The sequence below is a fragment of the Streptomyces sp. NBC_01092 genome (assembly GCF_045039535.1).
GTDB lineage: Bacteria > Actinomycetota > Actinomycetes > Streptomycetales > Streptomycetaceae > Streptomyces.
This window is the reverse complement of the sequence record NZ_CP108659.1, coordinates 828,269-845,224: the sequence shown is the minus strand read 5'-3', so window position 1 is coordinate 845,224 and position 16,956 is coordinate 828,269. Positions and strand designations below refer to the sequence as shown.

Annotated in this window: 13 protein-coding genes; 3 read left to right on the top strand and 10 right to left on the bottom strand. The window is 71.5% G+C overall.

The annotated features are described in order from the left end of the window. Positions 1–2: 2 nt before the first annotated feature. The 4 genes from OG254_RS03540 to OG254_RS03525 form a co-directional block, all read right to left on the bottom strand. Entirely contained in the window at positions 3–260 is a 258-nt protein-coding gene (locus tag OG254_RS03540) for a HypC/HybG/HupF family hydrogenase formation chaperone (protein ID WP_405577115.1), read from the bottom strand. 6 nt (positions 261–266) lie between these two features. Further along, positions 267–2,558, bottom strand: a complete 2,292-nt coding sequence (gene hypF / locus OG254_RS03535; RefSeq protein WP_405577113.1) for a carbamoyltransferase HypF — start codon at positions 2,556–2,558, stop codon at positions 267–269. Beyond that, positions 2,555–3,061 carry a hydrogenase maturation protease gene (locus tag OG254_RS03530; RefSeq protein WP_405577111.1) on the bottom strand — a complete coding sequence of 169 codons (507 nt, stop codon included), beginning with the start codon at positions 3,059–3,061 and terminating at the stop codon, positions 2,555–2,557. Before OG254_RS03530 ends, hypF begins: the two co-directional genes overlap by 4 nt. 96 nt (positions 3,062–3,157) lie before the next feature. Then, positions 3,158–3,982, bottom strand: coding sequence for a universal stress protein (locus OG254_RS03525; protein ID WP_405577109.1), 825 nt, complete (start codon positions 3,980–3,982; stop codon positions 3,158–3,160). Positions 3,983–4,162: 180 nt separating this feature from the next. On the opposite strand from OG254_RS03525, the gene OG254_RS03520 reads away from it, so the two are divergent. Both OG254_RS03520 and ppdK read left to right on the top strand, forming a co-directional pair. Then, a complete protein-coding gene (locus tag OG254_RS03520; RefSeq protein ID WP_405577107.1) occupies positions 4,163–5,065 on the top strand; it encodes a universal stress protein in 903 nt (300 codons plus the stop codon). 14 nt (positions 5,066–5,079) lie between these two features. Further along, positions 5,080–7,803, top strand: coding sequence for a pyruvate, phosphate dikinase (gene ppdK, locus OG254_RS03515; RefSeq protein ID WP_405577105.1), 2,724 nt, complete (start codon positions 5,080–5,082; stop codon positions 7,801–7,803). 614 nt (positions 7,804–8,417) lie between these two features. On the opposite strand, the gene OG254_RS03510 is transcribed toward ppdK, so the two are convergent. Beyond that, the gene (locus tag OG254_RS03510) at positions 8,418–8,810 is read right to left on the bottom strand and encodes a VOC family protein (RefSeq protein ID WP_405577103.1); all 393 of its coding nucleotides are present in this window, start codon (positions 8,808–8,810) and stop codon (positions 8,418–8,420) included. 178 nt (positions 8,811–8,988) lie between these two features. On the opposite strand from OG254_RS03510, the gene OG254_RS03505 reads away from it, so the two are divergent. Next, positions 8,989–10,440, top strand: a complete 1,452-nt coding sequence (locus OG254_RS03505) for an amidase (protein ID WP_405577101.1) — start codon at positions 8,989–8,991, stop codon at positions 10,438–10,440. Positions 10,441–10,574: 134 nt separating this feature from the next. On the opposite strand, the gene OG254_RS03500 is transcribed toward OG254_RS03505, so the two are convergent. From OG254_RS03500 to glyA, 5 genes are read right to left on the bottom strand one after another with little or no spacing between them, the layout of a single operon-like run. Beyond that, positions 10,575–11,198 (bottom strand): sarcosine oxidase subunit gamma, encoded by a 624-nt coding sequence (locus OG254_RS03500; protein WP_405577099.1) that lies wholly within the window; start codon positions 11,196–11,198, stop codon positions 10,575–10,577. Beyond that, complete coding sequence (locus OG254_RS03495) at positions 11,191–14,043, bottom strand: sarcosine oxidase subunit alpha family protein (RefSeq protein WP_405577097.1); 2,853 nt, start codon at positions 14,041–14,043, stop codon at positions 11,191–11,193. The genes OG254_RS03500 and OG254_RS03495 overlap by 8 nt, the downstream gene beginning before the upstream one ends. Continuing rightward, positions 14,040–14,339 (bottom strand): sarcosine oxidase subunit delta, encoded by a 300-nt coding sequence (locus OG254_RS03490; RefSeq protein ID WP_405577096.1) that lies wholly within the window; start codon positions 14,337–14,339, stop codon positions 14,040–14,042. Before OG254_RS03490 ends, OG254_RS03495 begins: the two co-directional genes overlap by 4 nt. A 22-nt stretch (positions 14,340–14,361) precedes the next feature. Beyond that, positions 14,362–15,582 (bottom strand): sarcosine oxidase subunit beta family protein, encoded by a 1,221-nt coding sequence (locus tag OG254_RS03485; protein ID WP_405577095.1) that lies wholly within the window; start codon positions 15,580–15,582, stop codon positions 14,362–14,364. Then, on the bottom strand, positions 15,579–16,883 hold the full coding sequence (gene glyA / locus OG254_RS03480) for a serine hydroxymethyltransferase (RefSeq protein ID WP_405577094.1): 1,305 nt from the start codon (positions 16,881–16,883) through the stop codon (positions 15,579–15,581). The genes OG254_RS03485 and glyA overlap by 4 nt, the downstream gene beginning before the upstream one ends. Between the last annotated feature and the right edge of the window lie 73 nt (positions 16,884–16,956).

Sequence of the window (16,956 nt, the reverse complement as noted above, 5' to 3'; positions counted from 1 at the left end):
GGTCAGGGCAGCGGCTCACCCAGCTCACCCTCGACCGCGCCCGCCATCGCCCGCAGCACCGCGAGCGTCCGTTGTGCCTCCGCCTCGTCGACCTGGGTGATCGCGAAGCCGACGTGCACGATGACGTACGACCCGATGTCCGCCTCGGGCGTGCAGCTCAGGCAGACCTCGCGCCGGATTCCGCCGAAGTCGACGGACGCCATGCGAAGTCCGGCGTCGTCGTGGATCTCCAGGACCCGGCCGGGGATGCCCAGACACATGTGCCTTCACTCCTCCTCGGCCAGACGTGCGGCGGCGACCGCCGCCTGGCCGTAGCTGATGCCGCCGTCCCCGACCGGTACCTGACCGCCGACGAGCACTCGCAGCCCCTGCGCGTGCAGCCGGCGCTTCGCCTCGGTCAGCAGCCGCCGGTTGACGAAGCAGCCGCCGCCCAGGCACACCGTGCGCGGCGCACCCTCGGCAACGGCCCGCGAGACGAGTTCGGCGGTGACGATCGCGAGCGTCAGATGGAAGGCCGCCGCCAGTTGTGCCACCGGCTCCCCGTCCAGCTGCCGCCGCAGCAGATCGGCCAGGCTCGGCGTCGGGTCGTACACCCACAGACCCTGCGACCGTACGACCCGATGGGCGAGCGGTACGGCATGATCGTCGCCGGCCGTCGCTTCGAGCAGGACGGCCGCCTCACCCTCGTAACTCACCTGGTCGGCGAGGCCGAGCAGTGCGGCCACCGTGTCGAAGAGCCGTCCGGCGCTCGAGGCCCGCGGGCAGTTGACGTCCCGCGCGATCATGGCGCGCACCGCCGCAGCCTCGGCCGGGTCGAGCCGGTCGGTGAAGGGCCGGGTGAGCCAGGGGTACGGGCGCGGCGAGCCCAGCGCCTCACTGCCCAGCAGCTGGCCGAGGGCCGTGCGGGAGGGATGGCGCACCGCCGCGTCGCCGCCGGGCAGGGGCGCCGTGGCGAACCGGCCCACGCGGCGGTAGCCGCTCAGACTGGCGACGAGGATCTCGCCGCCCCACAGTGTGCCGTCGTCGCCCAGCCCCAGCCCGTCGTAGGCGACGCCGAGGAACGGTCCCCGCACCCCGTGCTCGGCCGCGCAGGCGGCCACGTGCGCGTGGTGGTGCTGCACCGGGATCCGGCGCAGCGGTTGAGCCTCGGCCCACTGAGTGGACAGGTAGCCAGGGTGCAGATCGTGGGCGAGGAGCGCCGGTTCGATGCCAGTGAGCTCCTTGAGGTGCTCGTACGACGCAAGGAACGCGTCGTAGGCCGGCAGATCGGCCAGGTCCCCGGTGTGCGGTCCAATATGGGCCCGTCCGTCGGCGGCCAGCGTGAAGGTGTGCTTGAGCTGGGCGCCGACGCCGGCCACCGGCTCCCGTACGGGAAGCGGCAGCGGGGCGGGGGCCAGCCCGCGCGCCCGGCGGACCGTGATCCGGGTCCGTCCGCTGAACTGCACCACGGAGTCGTCGTACCGCGACCGGATCGGCCGATTGTGCGTGAGGAAGCCGTCCGCCACGGCGGCCAGGGCGCTCCGGGCTTCGTGGTCGTCGATGGCGATCGGCTCGTCGCTGAGATTGCCGCTGGTGACCACGAGCGGCCGGGCCAGCTCGTCCAGGAGGAGGTGGTGCAGGCCGGTGGTGGGCAGGAACAGGCCGACCCGGGTCAGGCCGGGGTGGACTTCGGGAGCGAGTGGAGCCGTTCGCCCTCGCCACCGACGCCTGCCGAGCAGCACAACGGGCCGCTCCGCCGAGGTCAGGGCCTGGCGCTCACCGGCGCCGATCTGCGCCAGCCGCGCGGCCGTCTCGATGTCCTGGACCATCACGGCGAACGGTTTCGCCGGACGCCGTTTGCGGCGCCGCAGCTCCGCCACGACCGCCGGATCGCCCGCATCGCACACCAACTGGTAGCCGCCCAGCCCCTTCAGCGCGACGATCCCGCCCTCGTCGACCGTCTTCACCGCCGCCCGCAGCGCCTCCTCGCCGCGCAGCTCCTCCCAGGCCAACCGTGGCCCGCAGACGGGGCAGCCGACGGGCTCCGCGTGGAAGCGCCGGTCGCCCGGGTCGGCGTACTCGGCGGCGCACGCGGGGCACAGCGGGAAGCGGCGCATGGTCGTGCGGATCCGGTCGTACGGCAGGTCTTCGATGATCGTGGCTCGCGGGCCGCAGTCCGTGCAGTTGATGAACGGATAGCGGTAGCGGTGGTCGCGGGGGGCGCGCAGCTCGCTCAGGCAGGCATCGCAGATTGCTGCGTCGGGCGGGATCTCGCGGGATGCCGTGTCCGAGTCATCGGGGGCGCTGTGCCGTACCTGGAAGCCGGTGTCGTACGGAGACTGCCGCGTGCCGCCGGTCAGCTGGACGCTGCGCACCCGGGCGAGGGCTGGTGCGTCGCTGCGCAGACGCGCGGCGAACTCCTCGATGGCCCGCGTCGGTCCGGCGACCTCTCCCTCCACGTGCCCGTTGACGTTGGCCACCCAGCCGTCCAGACCGAGCGCGGCCGCGGTGCGATACACGAAGGGTCTGAAACCGACGCCCTGGACGATGCCCTCAACGTGGAAGCGACGCATGGTCATGCCGGCCTCCCGGCTGCGGCGTCCCCAGGGCGTGCGATCTCGTCCTCGATGGCCGCCACCAGCGGTTCCACGGCGTCCGCGACGGCGGGGGAGAGGCCGCTGCCCATGTCGCTCTCGGCGCCTTCCACCGCGTACACCACCAGGTGCTCCGGCAGACGGCCCAGCACCCGGGCCAGTTCGACGGCCTCGCCGAGTCCCAGCCCGTGCGAGCTGGTGGTCGGCGGGTGGGCAGGGAGCCCGGCGTCGAGTTCCAGGCGGTGCACTCTGCCGGGGGTGCCGGGGTGGGCATGGGCCGCGTCGACGACCACGGCCAGCCAGGCGCCCTCCCACAGGCTGATCAGCCGTCCCGGCTCGCCGTCGCAGGTCGCAAGGTCGGTGTCCGGCGGCAACGGTCGGTCCTCGGCCCGCTCGCGCAGTCGGGCGAGTACGGTCCAGCCCACGCCGTCGTCGCGCCGGAACTCGTTCCCGACGCCGATCACAGCGATCCGACCGAGGTTCCTCATGCCCCCCACGATGGTCCCTGATCGCCTGGTCCGCATGGGCCGAACGACCCAAGCCGATGGGCCGACCGGGGCGGACCGATACAGCGACGACACGGGTCACGCGGGCACGACGGCGACCGGGCACTTGGCATGTCGCAGCAGAGCGAGCGCGGTGTCGCCCGAACGGCGTCCGGCCACCACCAGGCCGGAGTTCCCGGCGGCGTGAGCGAGCGCCCTCTCCGGAGTGAGCAGTACGACGTCCTCCAGGACGTCGACCTCCGGATACTTGCCGCGCCACGGCCGCAGCGCGTCCGACAACCGCTGCACCTCGTCGTCCTCCCAGGTGGCGCGGTCCTCCTCCAACACGGGGAAGGGCGATTCGGCTGCCTGGGCCGGCAGCGTCCAGGCATGCACCGCGTGCAGCCGCGCGCCGCGCAGCCGGGCCGCTTCGAAGGCGAGGCCGGCAGCGCCGCCCGCCGGATTGCGGGCGTCGATCCCCAGCGTCACGGCGTCGGCACGGCCCGGCGGACCGTCACCGGCGAGCGTGCCCGGCACCAGGACCACCGGGCGGGTGCACTCCGCGGCCAGGGCGGAGGCGGTCGAGCCCACCACGATCCCGGCCTGACAGCCCTCGCCGCGCACCCCGAGGACGAGCAGCTCCGCTTCCTCGGCCAGCGCGCGCAAGGCGATCACGGGCGCCCCGGTCAGGTTCATGCTGCGGGCCGTCAGCGCCGGGTGCCGGCGGGTGAGTTCGGCCGCCACGCGGTCCGCTACCGTCGCCGGGTGGTACGGCCACCGCTCGGCCGGATCCGGACCGTCCGGCGACGCCACATGGACCACCCGCAGGGGCAGCCCACGCAACAGCGCCTCGCGCGCGGCCCAGTCGGCGGCGGCACGGCTGCGTGCCGACCGGTCGACGCCAGCGATGATCACTTGCTCCATGATGTGCCGCCTTCCGCCCAAGGGGAACTCGGCCCTGGGCAAGCCCAGCATCGCCGAGCGGCCCGCCCGTACGCAGGGGCCGAACGGTCCCGGATCGGAGCCCTGGCGGCCCATACCCGCCGGTAAGCCGTGGGAGGACGCTGGCACCGAGGAGCAGACCGACCACAGGAGGTGCGCGCCATGCTTCCGCCCATCATGGTTGGAGTCGACGGATCCGCCGAGAGTCTTGCCGCCGCCGAGTGGGCCGCCCGCGAGGCGGTGCGCCGCGACCGGCCGCTGCGTCTGGTGCACGCCTGGAACCGGCACCCCCGCGAGGGCGCCGGCGAACCGGCGACGGCGGCCCAGCGCTATCTGGCCCGGCGGGCGCTGCGCCAGGCGGAGGACCGCATCCGTCGCACCTGCCCAGGCGTCAAACTCGACGACGAGCAGGTCGAAGGACCCGCGACCGCCGCCCTTGTGCACGCCGCCGAACAGGCCGACCTGCTTGTGCTGGGCTCTCGCGGCCTCAGCGGTTTCACCGGGTTCCTGGTCGGGTCGGTCGCCCTTGGCGTGGTGGCACGGGCCGGCCGGCCGGTCGTCCTCGTCCAGGCGGGCGAGGAGGCGTCGGACGAGCACCTTCCGGCCGACGACGGCAGCCCCTCCACCCGCACCGGCTACCGGGACGTCGTCCTGGGCATCGACCTCGGCGACCCCTGCGACGAGGTGATCGAGTTCGCTTTCGAGGTGGCCCGGCTGCGCGGCGCGCGCCTGCACGTCGTGCACGCCTGGCAGGCACCGTCCCCGTCAGGGCTCGGCCCCGGCGACATCGGCCTGGTGAGCGGCCCGGAACAGGCCGACGAGTGGCTCGGCTTCCTCACCGCCGTTATGAAGGTGTGGAGGGACAAATACCCCGAGGTCGAGGTGGTGGAGACCGTGACCGAGGGCCGCGCCCAGTCCGAGCTGGTCCGGGCCGCCACCGGGGCGAGCCTCCTCGTGGTCGGCCGCCGGGTGACCGAACGCCCGACGGGCGCCCGCACCGGACCTGTCACCCACACCGTGATCCATCACGTCGGCTGCCCCGTGGCCGTCGTCCCCCACGAGTGAGAGGCCGAGGCCTGATGAGCGTGCCCACCAAGTACGTATACGAATTCGCCGAAGGCAGCCGTGACATGGCCGCACTCCTCGGCGGCAAGGGAGCCGGCCTCGCCGAGATGACCCGGCTCGGCCTGCCCGTACCGCCGGGCTTCACCGTCACCACCGAGGCCTGCAAGGTCTACCTCGCCACGGGCGAGGAACCGGACGAGTTCGGCGTCGAGGCGGCCCACTCGCTGGCCGCCCTGGAGCGGGCCATGGGCCGCACCCTCGGCGCGCCCGACGACCCCCTGCTGGTGTCCGTGCGCTCCGGCGCCCGCTTCTCCATGCCCGGCATGATGGAGACCATCCTCGACATCGGCCTCAACGACCGGTCCGTCACCGGGCTCGCCAAGACCTCCGGGCAGGAGCGCTTCGCCTGGGATTCCTACCGGCGGCTCATCCAGATGTTCGGCCGTACCGTGATGGGTGTCGAAGGAGAGCTGTTCGAGCAGGCCATCGCCGCCCTCCCCCAGTCTCGGCTTCGCTCGACCGGGGGGACCCCCATGGCCCAGCGCGCGGTCGCCACCGACCACGACCTCGACACCGCCGAACTCATCAAGCTCACCGAGGAGTTCAAGGACATCATTCGCAAGGAGACCGGCGAGGAGTTCCCGCAGGACCCCGCCGACCAGCTCGCCCGCGCCATCCGCGCGGTCTTCGACTCCTGGAACGGCGAACGCGCGCGCATCTACCGCCACCGCGAGCACATTCCCGAGGACCTCGGTACCGCCGTCAACGTCCAGGCGATGGTCTTCGGCAACCTCGGCACCGACTCCGGCACCGGCGTCGCCTTCACCCGCGACCCCGCCACCGGCGAGAGCGGCATGTACGGCGACTACCTGCCCGACGCTCAGGGCGAGGACGTCGTCGCGGGAGTCCGCGACGCGCTGCCGCTGAGCGAACTCAAGATCCTCGCCCCGGGTACGTACATCGAACTCGGCGACCATCTGCGCACCCTGGAGGCCCACTACCGCGACCTGTGCGACGTCGAGTTCACCGTCGAGCGCGGCAAACTGTGGATCCTCCAGACTCGCGTCGGTAAGCGCACCGCCGAGGCCGCCTTCCGCATCGCCCACGACCTCGGTGACGACGGCACGATCAGCACCGACGAGGCCCTGATGCGGGTCGACGGCGCCGCACTGACCCGGCTGATGTTCCCCCGTTTCGACACCACCCCGGCCGACGTCCCCCTCGCCCACGGCGTGCCCGCCTCGCCCGGCGCGGCGGTCGGCGTCGCCGTCTTCGACTCCGCGGAGGCCGTACGGCGCGCCGCGGGCGGCGAGCACACGGTCCTGGTCCGCAGGGAGACCACCCCCGACGACCTGCCCGGCATGATCGCCGCAGAGGCGGTCCTGACCAGCCGGGGCGGCAAGACCAGCCACGCCGCAGTCGTCGCCCGCGGCATGGGCAAGGTATGCGTGTGCGGCGCCGAGGCCCTCACCGTCGACCCGGTCGCCCGCCGTTTCACCACGGAGTCCGGCGTCGTCGTGCACGAGGGCGACACCCTCTCCGTCGACGGCACCGCCGGTACCGTCCACCTCGGCGCGCTCCCGCTCACCGCGTCCGACGTCGGCCGCGCCCTGGAGGCCGGCACCGGTACCGGACAGCTCACGCAGGCCGTTCTGGGCGCGCTGGCCCATGCCGACTCCGTGCGCGGCCTGGAGGTACGGGCCAACGCAGACACGCCCGAGGACGCCGCCCGGGCCCGCGCCCTCGGCGCCCAGGGCATCGGCCTGTGCCGCACCGAGCACATGTTCCTCGGTGAGCGCAGGGCTCTCGTCGAGGCGATGATCCTGGCCAGCGACGACACCGCGCGCGAGGCGGCCCTCGCCAACCTGCTGCCGCTGCAACGCGAGGACTTCACCGGCATCTTGAAGGCGATGGACGGGCTGCCCGTGACGATCCGGCTGCTGGACCCGCCGCTGCACGAGTTCCTGCCGGACCGCACGGAGCTCGCCGTCCGCCTCGCCTCCGCGGTGCACCCTGACCCGCACGACCGCGAACTCCTCCAGGCCGTCGAGCGCATGCACGAGCAGAACCCGATGCTCGGTCTGCGCGGTGTGCGACTGGGCCTCGCCGTGCCCGGTCTGATGGCGATGCAGGTACGGGCCGTCGCCGAAGCCGTCATCGACCGCCTCGGCGCCGGCGGCCGACCGCACGCCGAGATCATGATCCCGCTCGTCGGCACGGTCGAGGAACTGCGCCTGGCCCGCGCCGAGACGGAACGCGTCCTCGCCGAGGTCGCGGCCGAGACCGGCACGACCCTCGACTGCCCGATCGGCACGATGATCGAGCTGCCGCGCGCCGCCCTCACCGCCGGACGCATCGCCGAGGCCGCCGACTTCTTCTCCTTCGGAACCAACGACCTCACCCAGACCACGTGGGGCCTGTCCCGCGACGACGCCGAGGCCTCCTTCTTCCCGCTCTACCTGGAGAAGGGAGTCTTCGCAGTGTCGCCCTTCGACTCGATCGACGAGGAAGGCGTCGGACGGCTCGTGGAGCTGGCCGTCGAGGCCGGACGCGCCGTCAACCCCCGCCTGGAAACCGGCGTGTGCGGTGAGCACGGCGGCGACCCGGACTCCATCCACTTCTTCCACAGCGTGGGCCTGGACTACGTCTCCTGCTCGCCGTTCCGCATTCCGGCGGCCCGACTGGAGGCGGGCCGGGCGGCCGTCGCCGACCGCACCGGGACCAGCGACACCAGGTGAGGCCCGTGGGTGAGTGCCCCGGCAGCGGCGCATTGCGGTGGACAGCAGGACCGAGTCGGCGCGTGCGAGACCGGCCCGGCCGCGCCGGAGACCACGTGGGGGCGTTGCTGGGCTGGGCCACGACCAACAACAAGGTGATCGGCAACCTCTTCCTGACTCATGCTGGGAGTTTGCTGACCAACGGGCCCACAGCATGGTCCTGACCTGCGGCCGCACCAAAACTACGAGACGTTGATCAGCATCAGTCGGTGGCAGTCGGTGGTGGTCTTGGGCGGGTCCTGCCGGTACTGATGCCGACTTCATGCTGACTGTGGTGACAGATCGTCAATAGTCTCCAGTGAGGCTGTCGAGCCCGGCTGCTTCACGGGCGGCGGCCTTGCGTGGCCAGCCGGCGGGCGGTCGACCCGGTGCGGTTCACGGGGCAGGGCCTCGCGGACGGTGTGTCGGCGAAGCGCCGCCAAGGAGGCGGGGCATGGCGACCGCCATGGTCTCCGCGCTCGCCGCCGCCCGGGCTGGTGCCGGGCGGGAGACGCATTGCAGGAGTTGGTCGCGGTGGAGCAGATTGTTACAAATCTCCGTAAAGTACTATTTGTACATTTCGTTACGGATGTACGTCATCCCGCCTGCGGGATGGGAGCAAGGCGGGCCTTGAGCAGGCAGAACTCGTTGCCCTCGGGATCGGCGAGGACGTGCCACTGCTCCTCCCCGGTCTGGCCGATGTCGGCCCGGCGCGCACCGAGCTTCAGCAGGCGTTCGAGCTCGGCGTCCTGATCGCGGTCGGTGGGGTTGACGTCGATGTGCAGCCGGGACTTCCCGGGCTCCGGCTCGTCCCTGACGCTGAGGAAGATCGTCGGCTGCGCGCCGCCGAACCCTTCGCGCGGCCCGATCTCGACGCTTCCGTCGTCCTCGCGATCGAGCACCACGAAGTCCAGGACCTCGCACCAGAACCGTGCCAGCACCTCGGCGTCGCGGCAACCGAGTACGAGCTCACTGATACGGCAAGCCATTGACGAAACCTACTCTCGGCGTGCGGACACTCTCGCGAAACGTACCGGGCCGCGCGAGCAGTGGCGAATGATTTCAAGCCCTCGTTCGGCTGGTCCGACGAGCGAGGGTGGAGAAATCAACCCCGTTGCACGAAACGGCATTTCATGGCCTGGTCCACAGGCCCGTACGGTCGGATTCATGGAGTGGAATTTTCAGACGGCCGAAGAACTCGCGGCTGCCTTGCGTGCCGGTGACGTCACCTCGGCGGAGCTGACCGACGAGGCCATCGCGCGTATCGAGCGGCACGACAAGGCGATCAACGCTATCTGTGTGCCGGACTTCGACCGTGCGCGGGCCGCCGCGCGCGATGCCGATCAGGCGCGCGCCCGCGGCGAGGACCGGCCCCTGCTCGGCATTCCGGTGACGGTCAAGGAGTCCTACGACATCGCCGGACTGCCCACGACCTGGGGCATGCCGCCGCACCGGGACCACGTGCCTGCCGAGGACGCGGTGCAGGTGTCGCGGCTCAGGTCCGCGGGCGCGGTGGTGCTGGGAAAGACCAATGTGCCCCTGGGGCTGCAGGATGTGCAGAGCTTCAACGAGATATACGGCACCACCAATAACCCGTGGGATCACGCTCGCACGCCGGGCGGATCCTCCGGCGGATCAGCGGCGGCCCTGGCGTCCGGATTCGGCGCGTTGTCCATCGGCTCCGACATCGGCGGTTCGCTGCGCACCCCCGCACACTTCTGCGGTGTCTACGCGCACAAGCCGACCCTCGGGCTGGCGGCGAGCCGCGGTATGGTCCCGCCGCCCGCGCCGGCACTGCCGGCCGAGTCCGACCTCGCCGTCGTCGGTCCGATGGCGCGCAGTGCCCGCGACCTCACCCTGCTGCTCGACGTGATGGCAGGACCGGACCCGCTGACGCTCGGTGTGGCGCACGACTTGACGCTGCCGCCCGCGCGCCACGAGCGGCTCGGCGACTTCCGGGTCCTGGTCCTCGACGAGCATCCGCTGATTCCGACCGGGTCCGCTGTGCGGGCGGGCGTGAACCGGGTGGCCGACGCGTTGGCCGACGGCGGCGCCCGTGTCGAACGGCACAGTCCGCTGTTGCCCGATCTGACCGAAGCCGCCGTGCTCTACACGCAGTTGCTGTTCTCGGGCACCGCTGCCCGTTTGCCGGTCGAAGCGTATGAGGAGGTGCGGATCCTCGCCGCCGGGCTGAGTGCGGACGATCGGAGTCTCGATGCGACGCGCCTGCGCGGCATGGTGTTCAGCCACCGCGACTGGGTCGAGGCGAACGGCCGCCGCGAGCTCCATCGCCACGGCTGGCGGCAGCTCTTCGCCGAGTTCGACGCCGTGGTGTGTCCCATCACCCCCACTGCCGCGTTCCCGCACGACCACAACCCCGATCTGATGGGGCGTCGTCTCGACATCGACGGTGTCGAGTACCCGTACCTCGACCAGCTCGTCTGGGCCGGTCTGGCGACCATGCCCGGCCTGCCCGCCACAGCAGTACCGGCGGGCCGGTCCGCCGAGGGTCTGCCGGTGGGAGTGCAGCTCATCGGCCCGATGTTCGAGGACCGCACCCCGCTGGGGCTGGCCGAGCTGCTCGAGCAGGAGATAGGAGGCTTCCAGGCACCGAAGTAGGGCGTACTGCCGGGGTGTCCGTCGAGGACGAGGGGCGGCCGCAGCCCCCGACGGCTGCGGCCGGGCCACCCCGGTCGGCCACTCGGGTCGCGTCCGGTGGTGTCACCGCCACCGGCCCGACCGGCTCCGCGCCCTCAGGGGATCGACGGGCCTCGGTACTCACTCATCGCGTCGACGAGCCAGCGCGCCAGATAGTCGGCGAACGAGGACCTCGGGAACAGCCGGTAGGTCGGCTCGTCGTCGACCTGCCACAGCAGCACCGCGACGGGTCCCACCGTGGTCGACATCGCCCGGCCGGGACCGAAGGAGCGGGGATGCAGGTCCAGCGGGCAGCCCTTCTCCAGCACTTGCCGGGCGGCCGGGCCGCTCAGTTCCAGCGTGGTGCGGTTCGCCGAGACGTCCACCACCGAGCCCGGGTCCGCTCCGAGCGCCTCCCGCAACTCGGCGGTCACAGCTCTCTCTTCGGCGTCCAGGGACAGCACGAGCCATTCGTCGGGGCCGAGCCACACGACCGTGTGGGGGCCGGATACGGCGGTGTGGCCGCACTGCTGGGGGAGGGGCGCCCCCAGCGTCTTCCCGATGCGCTCGGCTGCTTCGGTGGTCGGGTCGACCCGCACGTTCACCATGGTGACGAACGGCCACTCGGTCAGCGTGACCCCGCGGGCGCCGGTGACGGCCGCGGCGCGCATCCGCTCCTCCAGATGCGCAACGGGGCTGGTGCGCAGCGCCACCGGGCCGGACTCGGTCGACTCAGCCATCTCGCTTGGTCCCTTCGGGGTCGTACAGGACGAAGTCGGTCACCTCGACGGGCACCAGCTCCTCGCCCACCGGGGCGAGCAGGGTCTCGCCGATCCTTGCCCGCCCGTCGGCGACAAGGGCGAGGGCGAACGGGCGGCCGAGGGCCTGGCTGTGGTAGCTGGAGGTGACATGGCCGAGCATCGGCACGGGCACGGTCTCCAAGGCGACGTCCGGCGCGACCAGTTGGGTGCCCTCGGGCAGCCGGGTCGTGCGGTCGCTCGGCAGCAGTCCGACCAGTTGCTTGCGGTCGGTTCGGGCGGTGTCGGCGCGGGAGTGGGACCGCTTGCCGATGAAGTCCTTCTGCTTCGAGACCACCCAGGACATGCCCGCGTCCTGCGGAGTGACGGTCCCGTCCGTGTCCTGGCCCACGATGATGTAGCCCTTCTCGGCCCGCAGGACGTGCATGGTCTCGGTGCCGTACGGGGTGATGTCGTACGGTCGGCCGATCGCGTACACCTCCTCCCAGACCGCGAGCCCGTACCACGCCGAGACGTTGATCTCGTAGGCCAGTTCACCGGAGAAGGAGATCCGGCAGATGCGGGCCGGGATGCCGGAGGCCAGCGTGGTCTCGCGGAAGGCCATGAACGGGAAGGCCTCGTTGGACAGGTCGACGTCGGGCGCGAGATGGGCGACGACCTCGCGGGACTGCGGACCGACGACGGCGATCGTCGCCCACTGCTCGGTCACCGACGTGCAGTGGACGTCGAGTTCGGGCCACTCCGTCTGCAGCCACTCCTCCAGCCAGTCCAGGACCCCGGCGGCGCCGCCGGTCGTGGTGGTCATGAAGTAGCGGTCGTCGTCGAGGCGCAGGGTCACACCGTCGTCGAAGATCATCCCGTCGGGCTTGCACATCACGCCGTAACGGGCCATGCCGGGCTTCAGCTTCTTGAACGCGTTCGTGTAGACACGGTTGAGGAACTCGCCGGCGTCCACGCCCCGGATCTCGATCTTGCCGAGGGTGGAGGCGTCCATGAACGCCACCCCCTCCCGGGCCGCCCGGCACTCGCGGGCCACGGCCGTGTCCATGTCCTCACCGGGACCGGGGTAGTAGCGCGGCCGCTTCCACTGCCCGACGTCCTCGAAGACCGCTCCTTGAGCGACATGCCAGCTGTGGACGGAGGTGGTCCGCTCCGGGTCGAACAGCTCGCCGCGCTCACGGCCGGCCAGCGCGGCGAACGCGATCGGCGTGTACGGCGCCCGGTAGGCCGTGGTGCCGATCTCTCCCAGTGAACCGCCGAGGGCCTCGGCGATCACCCCGATGGCGTTGACGCCGGACGTCTTGCCCTGGTCGTTCGCCGTGCCGAGCGAGGTGTAGCGCTTGACGTGCTCGACGCCGCGCATACCGGCCCCGGTGGACCGCCACACGTCGGCGACGGTGACGTCACGCTGGAGGTCGACGAAGTGGGAGTCCCAGGAGCCGGGTTCGCCGTCGAGGCCGGGGACCAGCCACAGCGCGCGCACCGGGCCCGAGCCTCGGGTCTCGCTCGACGGCGGCACGGGAACCGGGAACCCGGCCTCCGTCGCGGCCAGCGCACCGGCCCGCGCCCCTTCGGCAACGCAGCCGTCGAAGTCGTACGTCCCATGCGCCGCACCCACGACCTGCTGGTCCCGTACGGAGCCGTCGGGGACGAACGCGACCAGATCCTCGTCCCAGCGCAACTGCCCCTGACGCTGGCTGTGCAGATGCACCACCGGGCTCCACCCGCCCGAGACGGCGAGCAGATCACAGTCGAACGACCGTGACTCGCCGCTGAGTCGACCTCCGTCGTCCAGGGCACGGACGGTGACACCGCTGACCCGGCCGTCGCCCGCGGCGCAGGCCACCGCACTGCCCGTCAGCACCCGCACCCCGGTCGCCACGGCGACTTCGGCTGCCCGCTGCGACAGCTCGGGGCGCGCGTCCACGACGGCCGCGATGTCGATCCCGGCGGCGTGGAGATCGGCGACCGTGTCGTACGCACTGTCGTTGTTCGTGCTCACCACGGCCCGCGATCCCGCAGCCACGGCGTACCGGTTGAGATAGGTGCGCACGGCCCCGGCGAGCATCACCCCGGGCAGGTCGTTGCCGGCGAACACCAGCGGACGCTCGTGCGCGCCGGTCGCCAGGACCACCTGCCGGGCCCGGATGTGCCACAGCCGCTGGCGGGAGACACCTTCGGGGGCGTCGGCTCCGAGGTGGTCGGTGCGCCGTTGGAGGGCCAGTACGTAGTTGTCGTCGTACGACCCGAAGGCCGTGGTGCGTTGCAGGACTACGACGTCGGGGGCGGCGTCGAGTGCCGCGCGGACGTCGGCGACCCACTTGAGATCGGCCCCTGTACCGGAGAGCAGCGAACCGCCCGGCTCGGGCTGGTCGTCGACGAGGATCACGCGGGCGCCGGAGCCGGCGGCAGCGGCGGCGGCCGCGAGCCCGGCCGGTCCGGCGCCGACGACCAGGACGTCGGTGTGGGCGTACTTCTTGTCGTAGGCGGCGGGGTCGGGAGTCGGGTCGAGCCGGCCCATCCCGGACAGCGTCCTGGCGGACAGGCCCTCGTACAGCTCCACGGCCGTCGCGGGCAGCATGCCCTCCGAGCACGAACCGTCGACCTGCAACAGGGCGTTGGGCTCCTCGACACCTGCGGCGACGATGCCGCGCGGGCGGCCGCGGTAGAGCGACGGCGCGACCTCGACGAGCCCGTTCGCGAGCATCGCCGAGGCGACGGTGTCCCCTGGGTGCCCGGTCAACTCCCGCCCGTCGACGGTGAACCGCAGCACGCGGTCACGGTCGATACGGCCCCCCTGCCGCCGCCGGAATCGCTGGTCGGTCATCGGTTGCCACCTCCGGCCTGGGGCAGTTCGGGTCGGGGCTCGTCGAGCCGATAGGCGGCGAGCACCTCGTAGGTCACGGTGTCGCGCAGGACGTTGAACCAGCGGCGGCAGCCGATGCTGTGCATCCACCGCTCGGCGAAGGGACCCTTGGGGTTGTCGCGGTAGAAGACGTACTCGGCCCACTGCTCGTCCGTGAGGTCGGCGGGCGTCTCGGGGTAGGGGACGTGGGCCTGTCCGCCGTAGTGGTACTCGGTCTCGTCACGGGGGCCGCACCATGGGCAGCTGATCAGCAGCACGGTGTCCTTCTCTCAACAAGCTTCAGTGGGCCACGGCTGCTGCGCCGTGCTCGTCGATCAAGGCGCCCGTCGCGAAACGTTCGAGGGCGAAGGGGGCGTTCAGCGGATGCGGCTCACCCGTGGCGATGGTGTGCGCGAAGGTCCAGCCGGCCGCCGGGGTGGCCTTGAAACCGCCGGTTCCCCAGCCGCAGTTGACGTAGAGGTTCTCGACGGGCGTGGTGCCGATGATCGGGGACGCGTCCGGGCTGACGTCGACGATGCCGCCCCAGGTGCGCAGCACATGGGCACGGGCGAAGACGGGGAACAGTTCGACGGCGGCGGCCATCTGCTGTTCGATCACGTGGAAGGAGCCGCGCTGCCCGTAGCCGTTGTAGGAGTCGACGCCCGCGCCCATCACCAACTCGCCCTTGTGTGCCTGGGACACATAGACGTGCACGTGATTCGACATGACGACCGTCGGATGCACCGGCTCGTGCAGCTCGGAAACCAGCGCCTGGAGCGGATGCGACTGCACCGGCAGCCGTACTCCCGCCCGCTCGGCCAGCACGCTGCTGTGCCCGGCGGACGCGAGCCCGACGCGCCCGGCGAGGATCCGGCCCCGGTTGGTCTCGACGCCCACGACCCGGTTGCCGTCCTTGAGGAAACCGGTGACCTCGCAGCCCTGGATCAGGTCCACGCCCAGCTCGTCGGCGCGCCGGGCCAGAGCCCAGGCGACGTGGTCGTGCTTGGCGATGCCGGCGCGCGGCTGGAAGGTGCCGCCGAGGACCGGATAACGGGTGCGGGAGGAGACGTTCAGGATGGGGCAGACCTTGGCGACCTCGTCCGGTTCGAGCCATTCGGCGTCAACTCCGTTGAGGCGGTTGGCGTTGACGCGGCGCACGCCCTCGCGGACGTCCTGGAGGGTATGAGCGAGGTTGAGGACACCGCGCTGGCTGAACAGGAAGTCGTAGTCCAGCTCCTCCGGCAGCCCCTCCCACAGCTTGAGCGCGTACTCGTAGATCGCGGCGCTCTCGTCCCACAGGTAGTTCGAGCGGATGATCGTGGTGTTGCGGGCCATGTTGCCGCCGGCCAGCCAGCCCTTCTCCAGGACGGCGACGTTGGTGATGCCGTGGTTCTTGGCGAGGTAGTAGGCGGTCGCCAGGCCGTGGCCGCCCGCGCCGACGATGACGACGTCGTACGAGGAGCGCGGCTCGGGGTTGCGCCACAGGAAGTCCGGGTGCTCCGGCAGCGGCTCGGTGGTCATGCCGCGTCTCCGATCAGGTGCGGGTAGAGCGGGAACGCGGCGGCGAGCTTCTCCACCCGTGCGCGCAGTTCGTCGTCGGGCCGCTCGCCCTTCAGGGCCTCGGCGATGATGTCGGCGACCTCCCGGAACTCCGCCTCGCCGAAGCCGCGGGTGGCGAGGGCCGGGGTGCCGATCCGCAGGCCGGAGGAGACCATCGGCGGGCGGGGGTCGAACGGCACCGCGTTGCGGTTGACGGTGATGCCGATGCGGTGCAGCCGGTCCTCGGCCTGCTGACCGTCCAACGAGGAGTTCCGCAGGTCGACCAGGACCAGGTGGACCTCGGTGCCGCCGGTCAGCACGGTGATCCCGGCCTCGGCGACATCGTCGGCCAGCAGCCGGCCGGCGAGGATACGGGCGCCGTCCAGGGTGCGCTGCTGGCGCTCCCTGAACTCCTCGCCCGCCGCCACCTTGAAGGCCACCGCCTTCGCCGCGATGACATGCTCCAGCGGGCCGCCCTGCTGGCCCGGGAACACCGCCGAGTTGATCTTCTTGGCCAGGCCGGCCCGGCTCAGGATCACGCCGCCACGCGGGCCGCCGAGGGTCTTGTGGGTCGTGGTCGTGACGACGTCGGCGTACGGCACCGGGTTCGGGTGCAGGCCCGCGGCCACCAGCCCGGCGAAGTGCGCCATGTCCACCATCAGATACGCGCCCGCCGCGTCGGCGATCCGCCGGAACGCGGCGAAGTCCAGCCGCCGGGGGTAGGCCGACCAACCGGCGACGATCAGCTTCGGCCGGTGGGCCAGGGCGAGCTGCTCGACCTCGTCCATGTCGATGCGCAGGTCCGACTCGCGCACGTGGTACGGCACGACGTTGTAGAGCTTGCCGGAGTAGTTGATGCGCATGCCGTGGGTCAGATGACCGCCGTGCGCCAGGTCGAGGCCGAGGATCGTGTCGCCGGGGTCGAGCAGCGCGAACATCGCGGCCGCGTTGGCCTGGGCGCCCGAGTGCGGCTGCACGTTCGCGGCCTCGGCGCCGAACAGCTCCTTCACCCGGGCGATGGCCAACTGCTCGATGACATCGACGTGTTCGCAGCCGCCGTAGTAGCGGCGGCCCGGGTAGCCCTCGGCGTACTTGTTGGTCAGGACCGAGCCCTGGGCCTCCATGACGGCGGCCGGGGCGAAGTTCTCCGAGGCGATCATCTCGAGCGTGGACTGCTGCCGGTGCAGTTCGGCGGCGACCGCGGTCGCGACGTCCGGGTCGAGTTCGCCGAGCGGGAGAGACAGGGAAGAGGTGGACGTGGTGATCGACGGGTTCGCTGCCATCTGTGCACCATCCTGGGAGCCAACTAAAGAGCAACTGATGAGCTTCTGATATATCAGACTGTGCGGTACGGTA